The sequence below is a fragment of the Solwaraspora sp. WMMB762 genome (genome assembly GCF_049179115.1).
Classification (GTDB): Bacteria; Actinomycetota; Actinomycetes; order Mycobacteriales; family Micromonosporaceae; genus Micromonospora_E.
The window spans coordinates 1,236,976-1,255,555 of record NZ_JBMHMD010000001.1; the positions used below are offsets into that span (position 1 = coordinate 1,236,976).

Annotated in this window: 13 protein-coding genes; 9 read left to right on the plus strand and 4 right to left on the minus strand. The window is 71.3% G+C overall.

Annotated features, from left to right (window positions below):
• Positions 1-109 precede the first annotated feature (109 nt).
• The 4 genes from ACN27J_RS05760 to ACN27J_RS05775 all read left to right on the plus strand — a co-directional run bounded on the left by ACN27J_RS05760 (position 110) and on the right by ACN27J_RS05775 (position 3,823).
• On the plus strand, positions 110-826 hold the full coding sequence (locus tag ACN27J_RS05760; protein ID WP_278166953.1) for an ABC transporter ATP-binding protein: 717 nt from the start codon (positions 110-112) through the stop codon (positions 824-826).
• Positions 823-1,638 (plus strand): hypothetical protein, encoded by an 816-nt coding sequence (locus ACN27J_RS05765; RefSeq protein WP_421364265.1) that lies wholly within the window; start codon positions 823-825, stop codon positions 1,636-1,638. Before ACN27J_RS05760 ends, ACN27J_RS05765 begins: the two co-directional genes overlap by 4 nt.
• Positions 1,635-2,381 (plus strand): hypothetical protein, encoded by a 747-nt coding sequence (locus ACN27J_RS05770; protein ID WP_421364267.1) that lies wholly within the window; start codon positions 1,635-1,637, stop codon positions 2,379-2,381. The genes ACN27J_RS05765 and ACN27J_RS05770 overlap by 4 nt, the downstream gene beginning before the upstream one ends.
• Before the next feature lie 122 nt (positions 2,382-2,503).
• Positions 2,504-3,823: a cytochrome P450 gene (locus ACN27J_RS05775; protein ID WP_421364269.1), complete on the plus strand. Its 1,320-nt coding sequence runs from the start codon at positions 2,504-2,506 to the stop codon at positions 3,821-3,823.
• A gap of 306 nt (positions 3,824-4,129) precedes the next feature.
• On the opposite strand, the gene ACN27J_RS05780 is transcribed toward ACN27J_RS05775, so the two are convergent.
• Positions 4,130-5,503 carry a PHB depolymerase family esterase gene (locus ACN27J_RS05780; RefSeq protein ID WP_421364271.1) on the minus strand — a complete coding sequence of 458 codons (1,374 nt, stop codon included), beginning with the start codon at positions 5,501-5,503 and terminating at the stop codon, positions 4,130-4,132.
• Positions 5,504-5,752: 249 nt separating this feature from the next.
• Between ACN27J_RS05780 and ACN27J_RS05785 the strand changes: the two genes are divergently transcribed.
• The 4 genes from ACN27J_RS05785 (at position 5,753) to ACN27J_RS05800 (ending at position 10,200) form a co-directional block, all read left to right on the plus strand.
• Positions 5,753-6,853: a PaaX family transcriptional regulator C-terminal domain-containing protein gene (locus ACN27J_RS05785; protein WP_421364273.1), complete on the plus strand. Its 1,101-nt coding sequence runs from the start codon at positions 5,753-5,755 to the stop codon at positions 6,851-6,853.
• Complete coding sequence (locus tag ACN27J_RS05790) at positions 6,850-7,971, plus strand: effector-associated domain 2-containing protein (protein ID WP_421364275.1); 1,122 nt, start codon at positions 6,850-6,852, stop codon at positions 7,969-7,971. The genes ACN27J_RS05785 and ACN27J_RS05790 overlap by 4 nt, the downstream gene beginning before the upstream one ends.
• Before the next feature lie 73 nt (positions 7,972-8,044).
• On the plus strand, positions 8,045-8,305 hold the full coding sequence (locus tag ACN27J_RS05795) for a hypothetical protein (RefSeq protein ID WP_421364276.1): 261 nt from the start codon (positions 8,045-8,047) through the stop codon (positions 8,303-8,305).
• On the plus strand, positions 8,302-10,200 hold the full coding sequence (locus ACN27J_RS05800; protein WP_421364278.1) for an HEXXH motif domain-containing protein: 1,899 nt from the start codon (positions 8,302-8,304) through the stop codon (positions 10,198-10,200). The genes ACN27J_RS05795 and ACN27J_RS05800 overlap by 4 nt, the downstream gene beginning before the upstream one ends.
• A 42-nt stretch (positions 10,201-10,242) precedes the next feature.
• On the opposite strand, the gene fxsT is transcribed toward ACN27J_RS05800, so the two are convergent.
• Genes fxsT through ACN27J_RS05815 form a run of 3 tightly spaced genes read right to left on the minus strand, consistent with a single transcriptional unit; the run spans position 10,243 to position 16,255 of the window.
• Entirely contained in the window at positions 10,243-14,199 is a 3,957-nt protein-coding gene (fxsT, locus tag ACN27J_RS05805; RefSeq protein WP_421364280.1) for an FxSxx-COOH system tetratricopeptide repeat protein, read from the minus strand.
• Positions 14,200-14,254: 55 nt separating this feature from the next.
• Positions 14,255-15,775: an effector-associated domain 2-containing protein gene (locus tag ACN27J_RS05810; protein WP_421364282.1), complete on the minus strand. Its 1,521-nt coding sequence runs from the start codon at positions 15,773-15,775 to the stop codon at positions 14,255-14,257.
• Positions 15,776-15,817: 42 nt separating this feature from the next.
• Positions 15,818-16,255, minus strand: a complete 438-nt coding sequence (locus ACN27J_RS05815) for a hypothetical protein (RefSeq protein ID WP_421364283.1) — start codon at positions 16,253-16,255, stop codon at positions 15,818-15,820.
• Positions 16,256-16,720: 465 nt separating this feature from the next.
• Here ACN27J_RS05815 and ACN27J_RS05820 point away from each other — a divergent pair, with 465 nt between their 5' ends.
• Positions 16,721-18,577, plus strand: coding sequence for an HEXXH motif domain-containing protein (locus ACN27J_RS05820; protein ID WP_421364285.1), 1,857 nt, complete (start codon positions 16,721-16,723; stop codon positions 18,575-18,577).
• Positions 18,578-18,580: the final 3 nt, after the last annotated feature.

Here is an 18,580-nt window from a genome sequence, read left to right on the forward strand (position 1 = left end):
TCGGGCCGACAATCGGACCGTGGTCGCACGACCACGGTCGCAGGACCGGTCCGCAGGTCCCGTCCCCGGCCCGACGACACGGCGACGGATCGGCGGTGGGATGGCAGGCATGCTGCTCATCGACGACGTCGTCAAACGGCGAGGTGCCCGACAGGTGCTGCGGGGCGTCAGCTTCGAGGCGGTGCCCGGTCGGGTGACCGGATTCGTCGGCCCCAACGGGGCCGGGAAGTCCTCCGTACTGCGGATCCTGCTCGGTCTGGACCGCGCCGACGCCGGCCGGGCCCTGGTCGCCGGACGGCCGTACCGAGAGCTGCGCCGGCCGCTGCACACGGTCGGTGCGATGCTCGACGGCTCCGGCGCGCACCGGTCCCGTACCGCCCGCAGCCATCTGACCTGGTTGGCGCGCAGCAACGGGATCCCCCGACGCCGGGTCGACGAGGTCCTCGACCAGGTCGGGCTGGCCGAGGCCGCCCGGCAGCGGGCGGGCCGGTTCTCCCTCGGGATGGGCCGCCGACTCGGGCTCGCCGCCGCGCTGCTCGGTGAGCCGGCGGCGCTGGTGCTGGACGAACCGGTCAACGGACTCGACCCGGACGGCGTCCGGTGGGTCCGGCGGCTGTTGCGGGCCCACGCCGACGCCGGCGGGACGGTGCTGTTGTCCAGTCACCTGATCGGCGAACTCGCCGGCATCGCCGACGACCTGGTGGTCGTCGCCGACGGCCGGACCGTCGCGGCCGGCCCGCTGGCCGAGGTCGTCGCCGGACACGGCACTGCCGAGGCGGCGTTCTTCGCCCTCACCGGCAGCGACGCCCGGCCCGGCGCCCGGTGACGGCGTTCGACACGGTCGCCGCCGAATGGCGCAAGGCCGTCACCCTGCCGGCGACCGCCGTCGCGATGGCCGTCGCGGTCATCGGATCGGTCGCGATCACCCTGGTCAACTCGGTCACGGTACGCGGCGCGTTGGCGTCCGGCCGTCCCGAACTGGTCGCGTACACGTCCGCGCCGGAGGCGTTCTTCGCCGCTGTGCCACTCGGCACCGTCGGCGCGGTCGTCATCGGCGTCGTCGTGGTCGGCAGCGAGTACACCGCCAACAGCAGCGACAGCGGCGGTGGCCGGCAGATCACCACGACGCTGACCGCCGCGCCCCGGCGGCTGCCGGTGCTGGCGGCGAAGGCTTTGGTCGCGGTGGGGCTGGTCGCCGTGACGGCCGGGGTGGCGGTGCCCGCGTCGCTGGCCCTGGCCCATGCTGTCGTCGGCGGGGCGGGCGCCAACGCCGGTGCCGCCACCGTCGCCGGCGCCACCGCGACGGCGGACACCGTGGTCCGGGCGGTCGGCGCGGCCGTCTACTGGGCGCTGACCGCGCTCACCGCACTGGCGGTCACCGTCGTGACCCGCAACGGGATCGTGCCGATGACCGTGCTCATCGTCAACAACTCGCTGGTGTCGCTGTCACTGCTGCTGTCGTACGTCACCCCGCTGGCCCGCTACCTGCCGGATCTCGCCGGCATCCGGCTGTTCGCCCGCGAACACGTCGCTTTCGGCGACGCGCTCGCCCCACTGGCCGGCGGGCTGGTGATGGCCGGCTGGACGTTCGGGCTGCTCGCCGTCGCCGCCGGGGTACTCCATCGGCGCGACGTGTGACCGGCGGTTTCGGCGACGTCGTCGCGGCCGAGCTGGTCAAGCTGCGGACGCTGCCGGGTGTCGTCGCCACCCTCGGCGGTACGGTCGGCACGGCGGTCGCCGTCGTCGCCGCCACGGTCGCCACGGCCCGGTCGACCGGCGAGGGCGGGCCAGCGGATGTCGACGCCGTGGCCCTGGCCTGCCGGGCGGTTCCCTTCCTGCAGGCGGGCCCGATCATCATCGGGGTCCTCGGCGGCGCGGCCGAGTACGCCGGCGGCCTGCTGCGGACCACCCTGGTCGCCTGCCCGGACCGGCGGGCGGTGCTCGCCGGTCGGGCGGCGGCGTACCTGGTCGTCTCGGCGCTCACCGCCACGGCGGCGCTGGGCGCCGGCCTGACGACCGGTTGGATCGCCGGTGCCGCCGTGCGGCCGGTCGGGTGGGCCGCTGTGCAGGTGTCGGTCGGCGCGGTCGGCTATCTGGTCCTGGTCGGACTGCTCGGCCACGCCGTCGCGGTCGTGCTGCGCGGAGTCCTACCAGGGTTGGCCGTGACGCTCGGGCTGGTGTTCGTGGTCTGCCCGGTGCTGGCCGGGTTCACCGGCGTCGCCGGTGTCCTGCCGGAGCGGGCCGGTCGGCTGCTGGCCGGAGCGTCGGACACTGCTGCGGTCGCCGTGCCGGATCTGGTGACCGGGCTGATCGTCCTGCTCGGCTGGATCGGGGTCATCGGCACGGTGGCGGCGACGGTCTTCCTCCGACGGGACGTCTGAGCCGTGTGCGATGCGTTGTGTTCGGCGCCATTGCCGTGAAACGATCACGGTGGACATTCGCCTGACGAGATCAGCACGAGGCCGGTTCAGGAAGTGGTCGCGTGCGCGGGCAGGAGACGGCCATGGCACGGTGGGAGCAGGGCGACCGGCCACCGGGGCCGCGCGGGCACTGGCTCACCGGCAACACCCCGGCCTACGAGGCCGACCGGATCGGCTTCATCGAGCGCAATCACCGCGAGTACGGCGACGTGTTCACCTTCGACGACCGCACCGTATTCGTGATCGATCCGGAGCTGGCCCACGACGTGCTCACCCGGCCGGGCAACGCGTTCCTGCCCGAGCTGGCCCCGTTCGACGCCCGCCCCGATCTCGACCGGGCCGCCGAGCGGGCCGATGCCTGGCTGCCGGCCCGCCGGGCCGCATGGGCCGGTCTCGACCGACAGGCCAGCGCCGCCTTCGACGGGCGTACCGTCGAGATCCTCGACGCGGCCCTCGACGCCGCCGCCGGTCGGGAGACCGACGTGCTGGCGTTGATGCGACGGTACGCCGCCGCGACGATCGCCGACTACTGCTTCGGGGCCGACGCCGCCGGGGTCCCGGAGCTGCTCGCCGAGGGCGTCGCCGCCACCGCGCCGTTCGAGACCGCCAGGTACGGGTTCGCGGCCTGGCTGCCGGTGCGCCGCAACCGTCGGTTCTTCCGCGCGCACCGCGCGTTCACCGACGCCCTGCTGTCGGTGGTGCGACGCCGTCGGGCCGGGACGGCCCCGACTGGTACATCCTCGGCTGGTACGTCCACCCCGGACCTGCTGGACGTGCTGCTGGCGGCCCGGCCGGCACTGCCGGACCGGGCGGTCGTGTCGACGCTGCGCCCGGTCCTGCTCGGCGGACACGGCGTGCCGGCTGCCGCGCTGACCTCGCTGACCTGGGAACTCGCCAGCCGGCCGGAGCTTGTCGCCGCGCTGCGGGCGGAGGCGGGCGGGCCGGCCGGGTCCGGCGACCCGCCGCCGGCGGCCCGGTTACCGCTGGCCGAGGCCGTGGTCAACGAGGCGCTGCGGCTGTATCCGCCGGCGTGGCTGATGACCCGGACCGCCCGTACGGCCACCGGGTTGGGTCCGTGGACGTTGCGGCCCGGCGACGAGGTGCTGATCGGCGCGTACCTGATCCACCGGGATCCACGGTGGTGGCGGCGGCCTGACGAGTTCGACCCCGGCCGGTGGGCGGCGGGCCGGCCGGCACCGGGGGCGGCGTTCCTGCCCTTCGGCGCCGGGCCCCGGGTCTGTATCGGTACGGCGTTGACCATGCGCCAGCTCACCCTCACCGTCTCCCGGCTGGCCCAGCGCGGCTCGGTCGAGTCGTCGAACGCCGCGTCGACCCGGCTGCGGTTCGCCGGTCGGCTCGCACCGGCCGGCCTACGGGCCCGCTTTATCGACAGAAAGTCGTGATCACGTCTCGTTGCGTACAGGTGACCGGTGTGCGATGGTCATGAGAATTACTCACCTCGATCGAGCGAGGAGGTAGCCATGCGGACACTGCGTCACCTGGCCGCCCGGCTGGCCGGCAGGAAGCGGGTCAGCGGCCGGTACATCTACTGGCCCTACCACTACGAGTAGACCGACCCGGCGGACGACGTCGACGACTGCAGGACTGGGTCCCCGGGGCCCCGCCGATCGCGGGGCCCCGGGGACCCTCCCTGTCTGACTGCCCGGACCGGTGTTCCAGCCTGCCCGGAACGGTGGTTCAGCCGCTGGTCAGCTGATGGTGCAGGCGGCACCGTTGAGGGTGAACGAGCTCGGTGCGCCGGAGTTGCCGGTGTGGGTGGCCTGGAAGCCGATGTCCACCGAGCCGTTGACCGGGATACTGGCGTTGTAGGACATGTTGCGGGCCGTCACCTGCCCCGAATTCGGTGAGTAGGTGGCGTTCCAGCCCCCGGTGATGGTCTGCCCACCGGGCAGGGTGAAGACCAGCGACCAACCGTTGACCGCGCTGGAACCGGTGTTGGTGATCCGGAAGTTCCCGGTCAGCCCGTTGTTCCAGGCGTTGATGGTGGCCGCGACCCGGCAGGCGCCGGTAGGCGGCGGTTGCGTCGTCGGCGGCGCGGTCGTCGGCGGTGCGGTCGTCGGCGGCGCGGTCGTCGGCGGCGCGGTCGTCGGCGGCGCCGTGGTCGGCGGTGCGGTCGTCGGCGGCGCGGTCGAGGTCAGCCCGAAGAACTCGATGGCGACGGCGGCCATGCCGCCACCCGGCAGGCTGTGACCGGCGCCCTGGACGCTGTACGCCTCGACCTGGACGGTGCCGGAGCTGTCAGCGAACTGACGTCGGTTCCAGCTGGGCTGCGGCGTGTCGGTACGGGTCGGCGTCTGGCTGAGCCCGAACACGTTGGTCCACTGGTCGACCGCCTCCTGCAGCAACGAGTACGGCACCAGGGTATCGGCGGTGCCGTGCCACAGCTGCGCCCGCGGCCGCGGGCCGGAGTAACCCGGGTACGCCTGGCGAACGGCGTCACCCCACTGCTGCGGGGTCCGGTTCATGTTGCCGCCGGTGCACTGGCTGCTCCACGGCGGATAGTCCGCCGCGTTGGCGAAACAGTTGTACGGCACACCCATGAACGCCGACCCGGCCTTGAACACGTCCGGGTAGACGGCCAACATGTGGTTGGTCATCATGCCGCCGGACGAACTGCCGGTGGCGTACACCCGGTTGGGATCGCCGCCGTACTGCTGCTGGGCGTACTGGACCATCGACATGATCGACACCGGATCGCTGCCGCCGCCGCGCCGCTTCGCCGCCTCGGACCAGACGTCGAAGCAGTTGCCGAAGCCGGCCTGCTGGGTGGCGGTCGGGTAGATCACGATGAAGCCGTACCGGTCGGACAGTGAGGCGAACTCGCTGCCGGAGTAAAAGCCGGGCCCGGATCCGCCGCAGCCGTGCATCGCCACGACGATCGCCGGGTTCGCCGGACGGCTGTCCGGCACGTAGACGTGCATCTGCATCCCGCCCGGGTTGTTGCCGAAGTTGGTCACCTGGACCAACGACGCCGCGTACGCCGGCCGGAGCGCCGGGACGACCAGGCCGGCGGCGACCAGCGACATCGCCATGCCGAGCAGCAGTTTTCGTCTGATTCTCATGCACCTGACTCCTTCCTGTCGTGTGCTGTCCCCTGTCGTGTGCCGACCGGCGGGACGTCCGGCCCTGCCCCGCCCGGCCTTCGCACGGCAACGTGTGTCACTTAGTGTTCCCGCCGGACCGACAAGTGTCAATCGATGTGGCTCTATCAGCAGGCGCGGCGGCACCGAGGAACCCAGGTCACCTGCGCCAACCGGAGATCACGCCGTCTACAGTCGGTACCGCTGCCCCCGAGCCACGCCGGAGTGCCCGTGACGAGCCTGTTCAGCATCGAGGAGATCTATCCCGAGGAGGCGGGCCGGCCGGTACGCCTGCCCCGACGGCAGACCGGCAACTCGCCGCAGGGCCTCGCGGTGACCCTGCTGGCCGACTACACCCTGCGGACCCGTGCCTGGCTGCCGTCGGCCGCCATCGTCGCGCTGCTCGCCGAGTCCGGCGTCACGCCGGCCGGCGCCCGGACCGCGATCAGCCGGCTCGCCCGCCGAGGGGTACTCGAAGGCAGTCGGCGCGGCCGGCACAGCTCGTACCGGCTCGCCCACGCCGCCGCCGCCAGCCTGGCGATCGGCGGGCACTGGATTCTCACCGCCACCGCGACGACCCGGCCGTGGGACGGCCAGTGGACCCTGGTCGCGTTCTCGCTACCGCAGGAGCACAGTGCGCAACGGCGGGCGCTGCGCGGCCAGCTCCGGTGGCTGGGGTTCGCGCCGCTTTACGACGGGTTGTGGATCTCCCCCCGCACGCTGCCCGGGCCCGCGATGCGCCATCTCGCCCAGCTCACTCCCGGCACCATCTCGGTCTTCCGTGGCCGGCAGGCCGACCTGGGCGCCACCACCGGTCGCGACCCGCTCGACGCCTGGGACGTCGAGGCCATCGCCGGACAGTACGGCGACTTCGTCGACCGGTGGCAGGCGCTGCTGCCCCAGGTGCGCTCCGGTCAGGTGAGTGGACCGGCGGCGGTACGGGCCCGCACCGAGGTGATGGACACCTTCCGGCGGTTCCCCACCCTCGATCCGCAGTTGCCGGTCGAGCTGCTGCCGGCCAACTGGCTACGGGATCCCGCCCGGGAGGTCTTCGCCGCCGTCTACGACGGTCTCGCCGACGTCGCCGAACGACACGTCCGGGCCGTCGTCACCCGCTTCGCCGGTGACGCGGCCCCCGACGACGTGCGGGCCCACACCACCGGCGACCTGTTGGCGGGAGTCCAGCCGGCCGGCCCTGGCCCCGGCTACAGCCCGGGCCCCGGTTTCAGCCCCGGCCCAGGCTTGGGAACGGGCCTGGGCCTCGGCCTCGGAGCCGGAGCCGGTGACCAGACGACGCAAGCCGGGTCGGCGACCCGTACCGTCGGACGGTGACCACGACCGGGCCGCAGCGCCCCGACATCCGGGTGGTCACCGTCGGCGTCGGCGCCTACCAGGCCGGCGACGACTGGGCCCTGACCGGGCCGGTCGACGACGCCATCCGGTTCGCGCGGTTCTTCGTCGCCCACGGCGTACCCGCCGGAAACGTGGACCTGCTGACCGACCCGGCGCCGCCGGCTGACGACCTGCCGGCCGGGGTGCGGCGGCGACGCGCGGACCGGGCCACCGTCCGCCAACTGCTGCTGCGCGAGCTGCCCGCCAGCTCCGCGCGCGAACTGTACGTCTACTGGGGCGGTCACGGCTTCGTCGACCCCGGTCGGCGACGCCGGCTGTACTACGCCGACGCCACCGACGCCGACGCCGTCGACCTCGACCTGGACTCGCTGCTGGCGACGTACGCCTCGGATTTCGTCGCGGCGCTGCACCGGCAGCTCTGGCTGGTCGACGTCTGCCAGACGTACGGCCCGGCCCGGCCGCGCCACATCGACGGACATGAGACCTTCCCGAGCGGCGGGCCGGTCACCGGACGCAGCCAGGACGTGCTGTTCGCCGCAGCCGTCGGCCAACCCTCCGCCAACCTGGACCGGCAGCGGACCGGGCTGTTCAGCCGGGAACTGCTGCGGCTGATGGACACCGACGGCATGACGGCGCTCGACGACGCGCAGCGGCTCGCGGAGCTGCTGCGGGCCCAGTTCACCGCGCTACGCGCCGACGGTCTGACCGGGCAGACCCCGACCTACCTGTGGTACCGCAACGCCTACGGCGACGAAGGTCTACTACTGGCGGCGGAGCCGGGCGGGTCGCGCAAGCCCGTCGAGAGGCCGGTGCGGCCGTCGACGGCGGCGATCGGCGCGGTGGTGGACGCGCTGTTGGAGATCCCGGAGTTCCTCCGGCCGAACGACCGCGAGGAGATGCTGTCCCTGCTGCCCCCGTCGGTGTACGCCTCGATCCGGCGTAACCCGGCTGCCCGGATCGACGCCGTCAACATCGTCCGCGGCTGCCTACGTCACACCACCGGACTGTCCGAACTCGTCGCCGCCGTCCGCTTCTTCACCGGCGACGATCCGGCCGTCGACCACCTCGCCGAGACAGTCCGACGGCTCGCCGCGTAGGTGCCGCCGATCGACGCGACCACTGTGACGCATGTGCCTCGGCGCTTCCGTTGCCGTGCGGGGATAGGCGATGATGAGGATATCGACCGTCACCTTTCGTGAAGGGCTACCGCTGATGGACAGCACCCCGGCCGGTATCGAGTCCGAGATGCTCGATCTGTCGACGGTGGGAATATCGCAGCTCACCAGCATGAACGGTAGCGGCATAACCGCCGCTATCACCCGGGTACGGCACCGGATCGCCGACCCTGATGGCAACATCAGCGGCTACAGCGTCTCGTTTGCCAGCCGGGCCGCCCCCGCCGGCCCGCAGGCGGAAGACCTGCTCGGTTGAGCGGCCCGGCAACAGCTACGCACACCGTCACGGCGGAGGACTTCCGGCAGCTGGCAGCCACCGGCGGCGACGCGCGTGCCATCGCCGCCCTGCGCAGATCCGAACGCAGTTGGCGGCTGACCGCGCTGCGTGCCCTGGTGGACGCCGCCCGACATCGCACCGACGCCACCGGCCCGCTGCCCGGTGTGGACGCCGCGTGGCAGTTGCTGGTCCGAGCCGACCGCGCCGACCCGGACGCCACCGAGGACGTCGTCGCCCAACCGCAGGTCGGCATCTGGGCGGCGCACACCCTGCGCCGGCTCACCGCCGACGGGCCCGGCGACGTCCCGCTCTGGGTCGACGTCGGCTATCTGCACGCGCTGGCCACCGCAGCGGCGGTCCGCGCTGGGCTCCGCTTCGACCTGGTAGTCCCGGCCCGGGATGGTCACCTGGTGCTGCCCACCGTCGCCGCCGTGGAACTCGACCCACAGGTAGATCTGCTACGGGTGGTCGCCGTCGACGGGACGGTCAAGGTGTCCGCAGGCGACGCGGGTCCGGTCAGCCTTGGCGACCCCCAATGGCATCCGCCGGTCCGACTGGTCGCCACCGCCGGCGGCATCGACCTGCGGGTGGAACTCCTCGACCGAGACGTCTACCGGGACCTCAGCGGACCAGCTTCGCCGGCACCGCTGGCCGAAGAGCGGGTACGCCGCTGGCGGGAGCTGACCCAGCAGGCATGGGATCTGCTGGTGCGGCAACAGCCGGACCGTGCCCGGGCGATCGCGGCGGTGCTGCGGACCGTCGCGCCGTTACCAGCCCGGGAGCCGTTCCGGCAGCTGTCCGCCTCCGGCGCGGAAGCATTCGGCGCCATACTGCTGTCCGACCCCCAGGACGCCACCGAGCTCGCGATGACGTTGGTGCACGAGACCCAGCACCACAAGCTGGGTGCGCTGACCCATCTGCTGACCCTGGTGCGCGACGATCCCGACCGGCGCTTCTACGCACCGTGGCGCGACGACCCGCGACCGGCAGCCGGGCTGTTGCAGGGCGTGTACGCGTTCGCCGGCATCACCGACTTCTGGCGGATGCACCGCCGGCAGGCCCCGGCCCGGCGGGTCGGGCTAGCCGACTTCGAGTTCGCGTTGTGGCGCCGCCAGACCCGGCACGCGATACGGTCGCTGCTCGGCTCAGGTCGGCTCACCGGGCACGGCACCCAGTTCGTCGAAATCCTGTACGACACGGTCGCCGCCTTCCAGACCGAGCCGGTGCCGGCCGACCCGCTACGGATGGCCGACCGGATGGCGGTCGACCACCGGGCCCTGTGGCGGGCTCACAACCTACGGCTCGACGCCACCGCACGGGCGGAGCTGGCCGCCGCCTGGTCTGACCGGCGGCCGGTGCCGGCGTGGCTGCTGGATGCCCGGTCCGGCCAGCCGGCCGCGCTGCCCCGGCCCGATCGGGCCTGGTTCGACGCCCGCGCGGTGCTGGTCCGCCACCGGCTGGCCGACCCGGCCGGTTTCGAGCGGTGGTGCGCCGAGCCGAACGCGGCAGCCGACCGAGTCGCCGGCGCGACCGCCGCCGACGTCGCGCTGGTCGGCGGCGACGTCGACCGGGCCCGCGCCGGCTACCTGCGACAGCTGGCCGTTGACCTGGCTGGCGGGACGATGGCGGCGCACAGCTGGGTTGGGCTGGGACTGACCTGGCCAGATGAGTCGACACACCCGGCGGCGCGGGCCCTGCTGCACCGGCCGGAGCTGGTCATGGAGACGCTGCGGCAGACCGCACGCGGCAGCGCAGCGGTCGACCTACCGGACCCGGTTGAACTGGCGACCTGGGTCGGTGAGTGCTTGGCGAATACCCCGGCCGGCCAGGACGAGTCCTCTGGTTGGCCGGTACGGGGCCCGGCCGGCCGGTGAGCTAACCCGTTCGGGCCGATCAGCTACGCCGACGGTACCTGCTCACAATGGCAGTGGATCGATGTCGCAGTTGGCTCGCACCCCGGCCGCCGCAGCCGCGGTCGCCGGATGCAGCTCACCGAACGTCGACCGGTACCGTTCCACGATGTCGTCGAACAGCAGGCTCGCCGACGGCTCCCGCCCCAGCCCGCGCAGGTCCATAGCCAGGTTGACTCCGCAGGCCAACGTAGTCGGATGGCCGGGCCCGAGATGCTCCACGCAGCTGGCGAACGTCTCATCGTCAAGCGCCCGCGCCGCCTCGTACTCACCGAGTTCACACCAGGCGCTGGCCAGGTTGATGCGGGCGGCGAGAACCAGAGGATGTCCGTCCTCGAGACGCCGCGTCAGCCGGCGCAGGCCATCCTCGGCAACCTCCCGGGCCTGCTCGTGCTCGCCGAGCAGGCGCAACGTCACCGCCATGTCGACCTGCGCCCCGGCGGTGTGTGGGTGGTCGTCACCGTACAGCGCCCGTAGGCCCTGCACGGCTGCCTCACCGGCCTGCCGCGCGGCCCGCAGGTCACCGGTGACGCGCAGGTCGATCGAGACGGTCAGGTTGGCCAGCACACTGTCCGGGTGGTCGTCGCCGTAGCGGATGCGGAACCGCCGCAGCGCGTCGGTCGACAGGTCCAGCGCCTCGTGATGCTGGCCGGCCTTACGCCGGAAGCAGGAAAGCTGGTGGCTCTGCCGGATCAGGTCTGGGTGGTCATCGTACTTGAACACCCGCCGGGCGGTTGCTACAAGATTCTCCTGACTCGTGTGTGCAGCGGCGTAGTCGCCCAGCTCACGCCGGTCGAGGTTGATGCCGCCGAGGGTGTCCAGGCTGTTCGGATGATCAGTGCCGTAGATCTGCACCAATCCCTCGTAGGTCTGCTCGTCGAGCTGCAGCGCCCGACCGAACAGGCCGGACAGCCGCATGCTGACCGCGAGGTTGTGTGCCGCCTGCAGGGTGAACGGCTCTTCGTCGCCGAAGCTGCGCTTGGACTGCTCGTAGACGGTGATCGAGCGCTCCAGCGCCCCGTCGAAATCACCGGCGACGCGATGGTCGGCGGCGACCGCACCGAGCGCGTCAAGCGTCTCCTCTTCGGTGTCGCCGACCGTCTGCCGGTACAACTGCAACGTCCGGGCATTCAACTCCGCAGCGGCGGCGTAGTCCCCGACGACGAAGTACATGAATCCGAGCCAGGTCGCCATCCGCAGACTGTCCGGGTGGGTCTCATCACCCATCTCGATCCACGAGCTGTACGCCCGCTGGGCGAGGTCGCGGGCACCGATGTGGTCGCCCCAGCGCCACAGATACTTCGCCTCGTTGAGCACCATGTCCCGGACCAGCTCGTTCCGGCAGGTATCGGCTCCGGACGCGACGATGTGCGGGTACAGCTCGGCGTAGCGCGGCCAGTGGTCGGCGTCGTCGGGCTCGTCAGGGTCGTTGCCGGCGAGCAGCAGGTGGGCGCTGTGCCGCAGTTCCTTGCGGTCCTGCTCGCGCATCTGGTGGATCAGCACCCGCTGAACCAGCCGGTGCATCTGCAACGAGTTGGTCCGGTGGTCGATGCGGGCCAACGACAACCGGCCGATGGTCCGGATTGCCTGCTTGAGCCGGATCGGGCTGCGCACCAGCGGGTCCAGGTCGGGATGGATCTGCAACCGGGGCTTGGACAGCAGCGACCGGCCGATCGGTTCGGACGCGAAGAACGCGCATACCTGCAGCAGTCGCAGCGCCGACGGGTCCCGCTCCCGCAGCCCGTTGAGGGAGATGTGCCAGGCCGCGGCGACCAGCGGCGGGTAGTCCTGCTCTACGTCGGTCACGTCGTCGACGTCGGGTTGACTGTCGTGCAGGAGTTGCAGGTACTCGTCGGCGGTCATCGCCGTCTCCGCACGCCAAGCCGCTGCCTGCTCGATGGACAATGGCAGGTCACGCAGCGCGGAGGCGAGCCGCTCGGCGTCGCTGACCAGCAGGTCCGGGTCGCGCCGACGAAGCAGCTCGATGCTCTCCTGCCGGTCGAACACGTCGACCGGTAGGCTGCTGGCGATCTCACCCCACCGCGGGTCGCGCGAGGTGACCACGATGCTGCCCGGCCCGCCGCGGGGGAAGAACCGCTCCACGTCTTCGGGATCCTCGGCGTTGTCGAACACCAGCAGCCAGTTGGCGTACGGGCGACCGACGCGCAGCGCGTCGAGCACCGCAGGCACAGCGGTGTTCGCCGTCGCCGGCACCTGTAGATCGAGCCGGCTGGCGAGCTCGGCGAGCGCGGACTGGATCTGCGCCGGCCGCTCGGCAGAGATCCACCAGACCAGGTCGAAGTCCTGCTGATGCTGGTAGACGTACTCGATGACCAGATGGGACTTGCCGACGCCGCCGGCACCGTGCACCGCCTCGGGCAGCACCGCGGTGGTGCCGGCACGCAACCGCTGGTGCAGCGTGTCGAGCAGCGCCCGCCGCCCGGTGAAGTTGGTGTTGCGCGGCGGCAGGTTACCGACGACCGCTGGCTGCTGGTCGCGCCGCTGGGCGTGCAGGACAGCGGTGGTTGGCGGGACGACACTGCCGGTCGGAGACACCGCACTCCCTTCTAGGTCGGATCCGGGGTGGGGCACCGGCTGCCGGGCGCCGAACGGGAAGGACGCTCCCGGTGGCTCCATTATGTCAGACATCGACCGCTCCATACCTGTATGACTCGCTTGCGAATTTGTCGCCGGATAGCGAGGTCTCCGGGCTCGAACCGGCGATCCCAACGCCCGTCCGAGCCGCTCGGCGGCGACCAGGTTCGGGCCGCCCAACGCCAGGTGCACCGCCAACTCGACCCGCAGGTACGGCTCGGACGCCGGGGTCACCCGGGGGTACGTGGCCTGGCGAGGGCTACGTACCCGACGGGTCAGGTTCCGCACCGCCTCGATGTCCCGGCCGAGCTCACTTTCCACCGTGTACTGCACCTCGACGATGCGGTCCCGGTAACTCGACGCCAGCAGCTGGTCCCGAACCCCGTGGCGGAACTCGTACCGCAGCCGGGTGTCCCCGCCGGACGTACCGCCGCCGTGCCGGACCGGCCGCAACAAGTCGCTCGTCAGCACCTCGGTGAGATGCGCCGGGCCGAGCCGCCCGGCGGTCCGCTGCACCGCCCGGATGATCCGCGAGGTCAACGGGGCGGCGGCGAGCCGGGTCGCCAACGCGAACGCCCGGGGCGACGCCTTGGCCCGGAACCGGGCGACCAGCTCCGTCGCCCGCAGCCCCGAGGGCACCAGCCGCGGTACGCGCACCGATCCCGGGACCCGATCGGGTCCCGAATCCGGATCCAGGTCCGAGCCAGTACGCCACGAGCGCACCAGCAGCGCCGGCATCCGCACCGTACCGGCCGTCGACCCGGCCAGCAGTCGGCCCCACCGCGACAGCCAGTCGCCGCCGCGCTCGATCACCGGCACGGCGGTCTGCGCCGGCTCCGTCGCCGACCACGCATCCGGCACGCTGGTCCGCCATGCACGCTCAGCGGTCGGCAGCCGGGCGTCGGCCGGGGTCCACAGCACCTCGGCGGTGTCCATTCCCCGGTCGTACCAGTGCTGCTGCGGCAACACGTTGACCACGGCCAACGCCGCCAGGGCTGCCCAGCCGACCAGCACCGGGAAGATCAACCCGGTGGTCCAGGCCGATGACCGGCCGTGCGTCACCAGAAAGACCACCGGCGGCCCGCCGTCACCCGAGGGGACGGTCAGCGGGGCGTGTGGGTCGTCGCGCCAGCGCACCGCGCCGTCGGCGACCACCATGGACCGGACCGATACCGAGGCGAAACAGTCCTGCTCGCGCAGCATCGCCAGGAAGTGGGCGAACTCGTCGGACCAGAACTCCATCACCGGGTCGTCGTCGATGACGACGAGTACCTCACGCCGACCGACGATCTCCAACTGCCGGGTCGGCTCGGGCAGGGATGGGCGGATGGCGAAGGCCGACCCGCGCGACCATACAGAATCCATCATGGTGCACCATCAGGGCGAGTGGCGTCGCCGACCGTCCCCCGGTGACCGTCACCGCTCATTCGCGGGCCTCTCCCAAGTCGTCGCCGGCTGAGCCAGTCTGTCCGGGCTGCCGCATCGGATCGTCCCACAAGATCACAAAGCCGTGCCCGACATGCCGGCCCGAGGCAGACGGATCCTCACCCCAGGCCGACTTCCTCAACTTTGCGACATGCATGGGCAGCTGCGCCATCCCCCCGGCGAACCCATTCGCCGACTCGACCATCGATCGCAGCACCCGGCACAGCTCAACGGCCAGCACCGGATCGCGGTGCCAGACGATGGCTGGGACACCGGACCGTACGCCGACGAGCAGTTGCCGCTCGGCCGCGCTGTCCGGCAACGGCGGATCGCTCAACACCAGAACGACCGCCGCCTCGTCACCCGTCAGCAACGCCTCAAGTTGTGCGTCAACCTGATCAGGCGCGGCGCAGAATATCCGAGAAGACCCACCGCCCGCAGCAACGCCACGCCAACGCACCCGCCAACGCCGATGCCACTCGGGCGATCGCAGCCGCTCCAACGAGCGGATCACCAGTGGATACTCCACCACCAACGGGCTCGGCACCGGCGACCGAAGTTCCTTGCGCCAGGTGTCGACCGGCTCGTTGAGCAACTGCCACGGCAGGATGATCTCGATCGCTACCGGACCCGCCTGATATGCCCAGCGCCGCTCCGTCTCCGACAGCACCTCGTCGACCGCGGCCTCGAGATCACCGTTGCGCACATAGCGGTGCTCACCACGCACCGGCTCCCAAGTCGGCGACGCCCACTGGTACCAGTGCGACATGATGAAGGTGTCGTCGTCGCCGCCGTACTTCTCGAACTGGATGATCAGGTAGGCCGTCGCCGGGCCGGCGGCCTCGTCCGGGGCGACGGTGGAGTCGGAGACGGCCGTCGCGACGAGGGCGTCCTCCAGCACGTCCCACTCCTCGGCAAGGGTCCGCACCAGCTGGCGCAGCCGCTGCCGCGACCCGGCCGGCACACTGTCGTCGAGCCGGCCAAGCAGCCGCAACCAGTGCGGCACCCCGCCGGCCGGCGGTGCCAGCACCAGGTGGGCGAACAGATGCCAAAGCGACGTGCAGTGCTCTGGCGGCGGCAGCTGCCGGCACTCGGCCACGAACCGGCGCCACTGCGCGGTCACTGGCAACAGGGACAGATCGTCACGCAACCAACCCAAGTCATGATCGGTGAACTGCTCGAACACCTGCCACTCGTCGGACAACTGGAACAGCGTCAGGGTCCGCGCGCTGTCCGGCTCCAGCAGGTCGAGACACTCCGCCAGCAGCCGCAGCCCACCTGTACGGTCGATGCAGGCCGTGATCAGCTCCACCAACTGCAGGCGCACCCCCCCCAGCTCACGCAGCCGCAGCGGCCCAGCCAGATCGCGCTCGATCAAACGCAGCAGCGACTGACGGCTGCTCGGATCCCGGACCACCTCCGACTCCTCAAGCAGCTCGGCTACCTTGGTGGTGATCCGGCGATGTTCCTTCCCAGGCAGGGACGGCACACGCCGCTCGCCGTCACTCGGGTCCAACATCGGGCTGGCCACTCCACGGACACTGGGACGACCCGAACCGGATCAATCGGGCCGTCCCGGTCCGAACGGGTCCAATGTCTTCAGCGCGCGAACCACGTCGTCGGCGTCACCGGCCAGATCCGCCCGCCGCCGCTGACCGTCCTGCTCGAACACGGCGATCACTCGCAGCGGCCCGGAGCGGCTGCGCAACATCGACTGGATCGCGTACCAGCCGGCCGACGACGCGATGCCGACCGCGATCTGCAGCAACGTGTCGCCCACTGGGCCTCGGGCGGACAGGAACTCGGAATCCGCCGCCGGATGCCAGGTGCGCGCGGTGACCCCCTGCGCGGTCAACTGGTCGACCAACTGTGTCGTATGTGCCGGGTAGACCGGTGTGCCGTGGTCGAACGCCTGCGGCAGAAACACCACGTCGGTGCCGGCCACGGGCCCCGGACTGGCATCTGCGGGCACGGTGACGACGGATTCCTCGGAGAGCATGTGACGATGGTATGTGGACCACGCGAGCCCGGACGTCCCCGCCCGACCGGGCGGCTTCTGAGGCACCTTCGGGTGACCGCCAGAAGATGGCTGCGGAAGTGGCGATTACGCGCGGCTAGGCGGTCGCAGCGCAGGACCGCCGGTACGATTCCCCCAGCGGTGCAGCACGAACCTCTTGCCCGATGGCCCTTCGGCGTCAGGCGGTAAGGCATGATTAGCCGTCGCCAAGCGGTGGGTGGAAGGACTGCCCCAGATGACTGAACCCTCGCGAGAGGTTGAGCCCTCGGTCGAGTGCGAGTTGGTCGACCTGTCCCTGGTCGCTCTCGCGGAACTGCACCGAACCCGGCTGGCGGAAGCCGAAGCCTGGGTCTCACGTCGTTTACAAGCGTCAGGCGGCAGCATCAGCGGTTACAGCGGCAAGTTCGCCGAACCGGACAACTCAGCGCCAACCACAGCACACGGGTCATGACGATCGGCTTGGCCGCCACCCGGCCTCGACACCGCCTGAGCGTAGACGGCTACCGAGCCCTCTCCGTCGGCCTCGGCGATGAGAAAGCCATTCAGCAGTTGCGGTCCACCGAGCGCAGCTGGCGCATGGTCGTGCTGTCTCTCCTGCTCAACGGGCTGGCCAGTGCTGGCGATAAATCCGGCAATCTGGTCCCGGCCAGTGAAGCTTGGCAACTAGTGGTAGCGGCCGACCGGGCCGATCCTGGTGTTGCCGAGGACGTCCTAGCCCAGCCCCAGGTCGGCATCTGGGCCGCCCACCTGCTGCGCCGCCTCAACGGCTGGGATCAGGGCAGCAGAACACCTCCGCTGTGGGCCGAGGCCGGGTATCTGCACACGCTGGCAGCAGCCGCCGCGATCCGTGCCGGCCTGACGTTCGAGCTGACGGTCCCGGCGCGTGACGGAATGGTAGTGCTACCCACGATCGGCTCGGCAGCAGTTCCGGACGCCGAGCCCTGGTCTACGGCTCATGTCAGCTGCGTGAATGGAGTGTTCGAGGTCCTCACCGCCGACGAAACCGCGGTGGGGCCGGGCGCCGGTGCCTGGCGGCCGCCGATCGTCGTGACCGCGACGGCGGGCAGACTCTCCCTGTCCGTGGAACTGATGGACCGGGATCACTACCGGGACCTACGCGGCCCGACCGCGCCCCGTTCACTATCGCCCACCGAGGTCAGCCAGTGGCAACGGCTACTGACCGAAGCCTGGTCCATCCTCGTCCGCGAACAGCCGGAACGCGCCCCGGCGATCGCCGCCACCCTACGGGTACTCACCCCGGTGCAGTCCCGCGAACGGTTCCGCTACCTGTCCGCCTCCGGCGGCGAGGCCTTCGGCAACGTTCTGCTGTCCGGTCTCGATGACGCCGTCGACCTAGCGGTTACCCTCGTCCACGAGACACAGCATCAGAAGCTGGGCGCTCTTCTCCATCTGCTCACATTCCATGACGAAGACGCGGATCGGCGGTACTACGCGCCGTGGCGTGACGACCCCCGGCCCTTGAGCGGCCTCCTGCAGGGGGTGTACGCCTTCGCCGGCATAACCGAGTTCTGGAGCCGGCACCAGTCACCCGAACACGCGGATCTCGCCGGGTTCGAACTGAGCCTGTGGCGTGGACAGACCTCCAGCGCGTTGCAGACCCTGATCGCCAGCGGCAGACTCACCCCGCGCGGGCGGCAGTTTCTCGACCCCCTGCACGGCCCCGTCGAGGCGTGCCTCGACAAGCCTGTGCCCGAGTCGTTGCAACGCCTTGCCCGGATGGCCGCGATCGACCATCGCGCGATGTGGCGTGGTCACCACCTGGTCGTGGACCCAGCATCCGCAGAGACGCTGGCGGATGCGTGGCGGCGGGGCGGGCCGGCCGTCGTCCCAGCAGGCAGCTGCCGGGTGACCACGTCTACCAGTCCCGAGGTCGGGCTGTTCGACACCCGCGCGGTGCTGATCCGGCATCAGCTCACCGACCCGGCCGCAATGCGGCGGATGCGGGACGATCCCGATCTGCTGGCGGCCACCGTGTCCGGCGCCCGGCCGGCCGACGCCCTACTGATCTCCGGTGATCGGCAGGCCGCGCAGGCGGCGTACGCGGACATCATCGCGGCCGACCCCGCGAGCATCCATGCCTGGGTCGGTCTCGGGCTGGCCCGGTCGGAGCAGACCGGCGACGCGGCCGCCCGCGCCCTCCTGAGCAGACCGGAACTCGTCCGAGCGGTGGCGTCCCTACTTGAACCCTCACCCGATCCGGTGCGGCTGGCCGCGTGGCTCGGCGCCGGGCTACCAGCGGAGTCGCTGGACATGCCGGTGCCTGCGGTCTGGCAGATCGTCTGAACG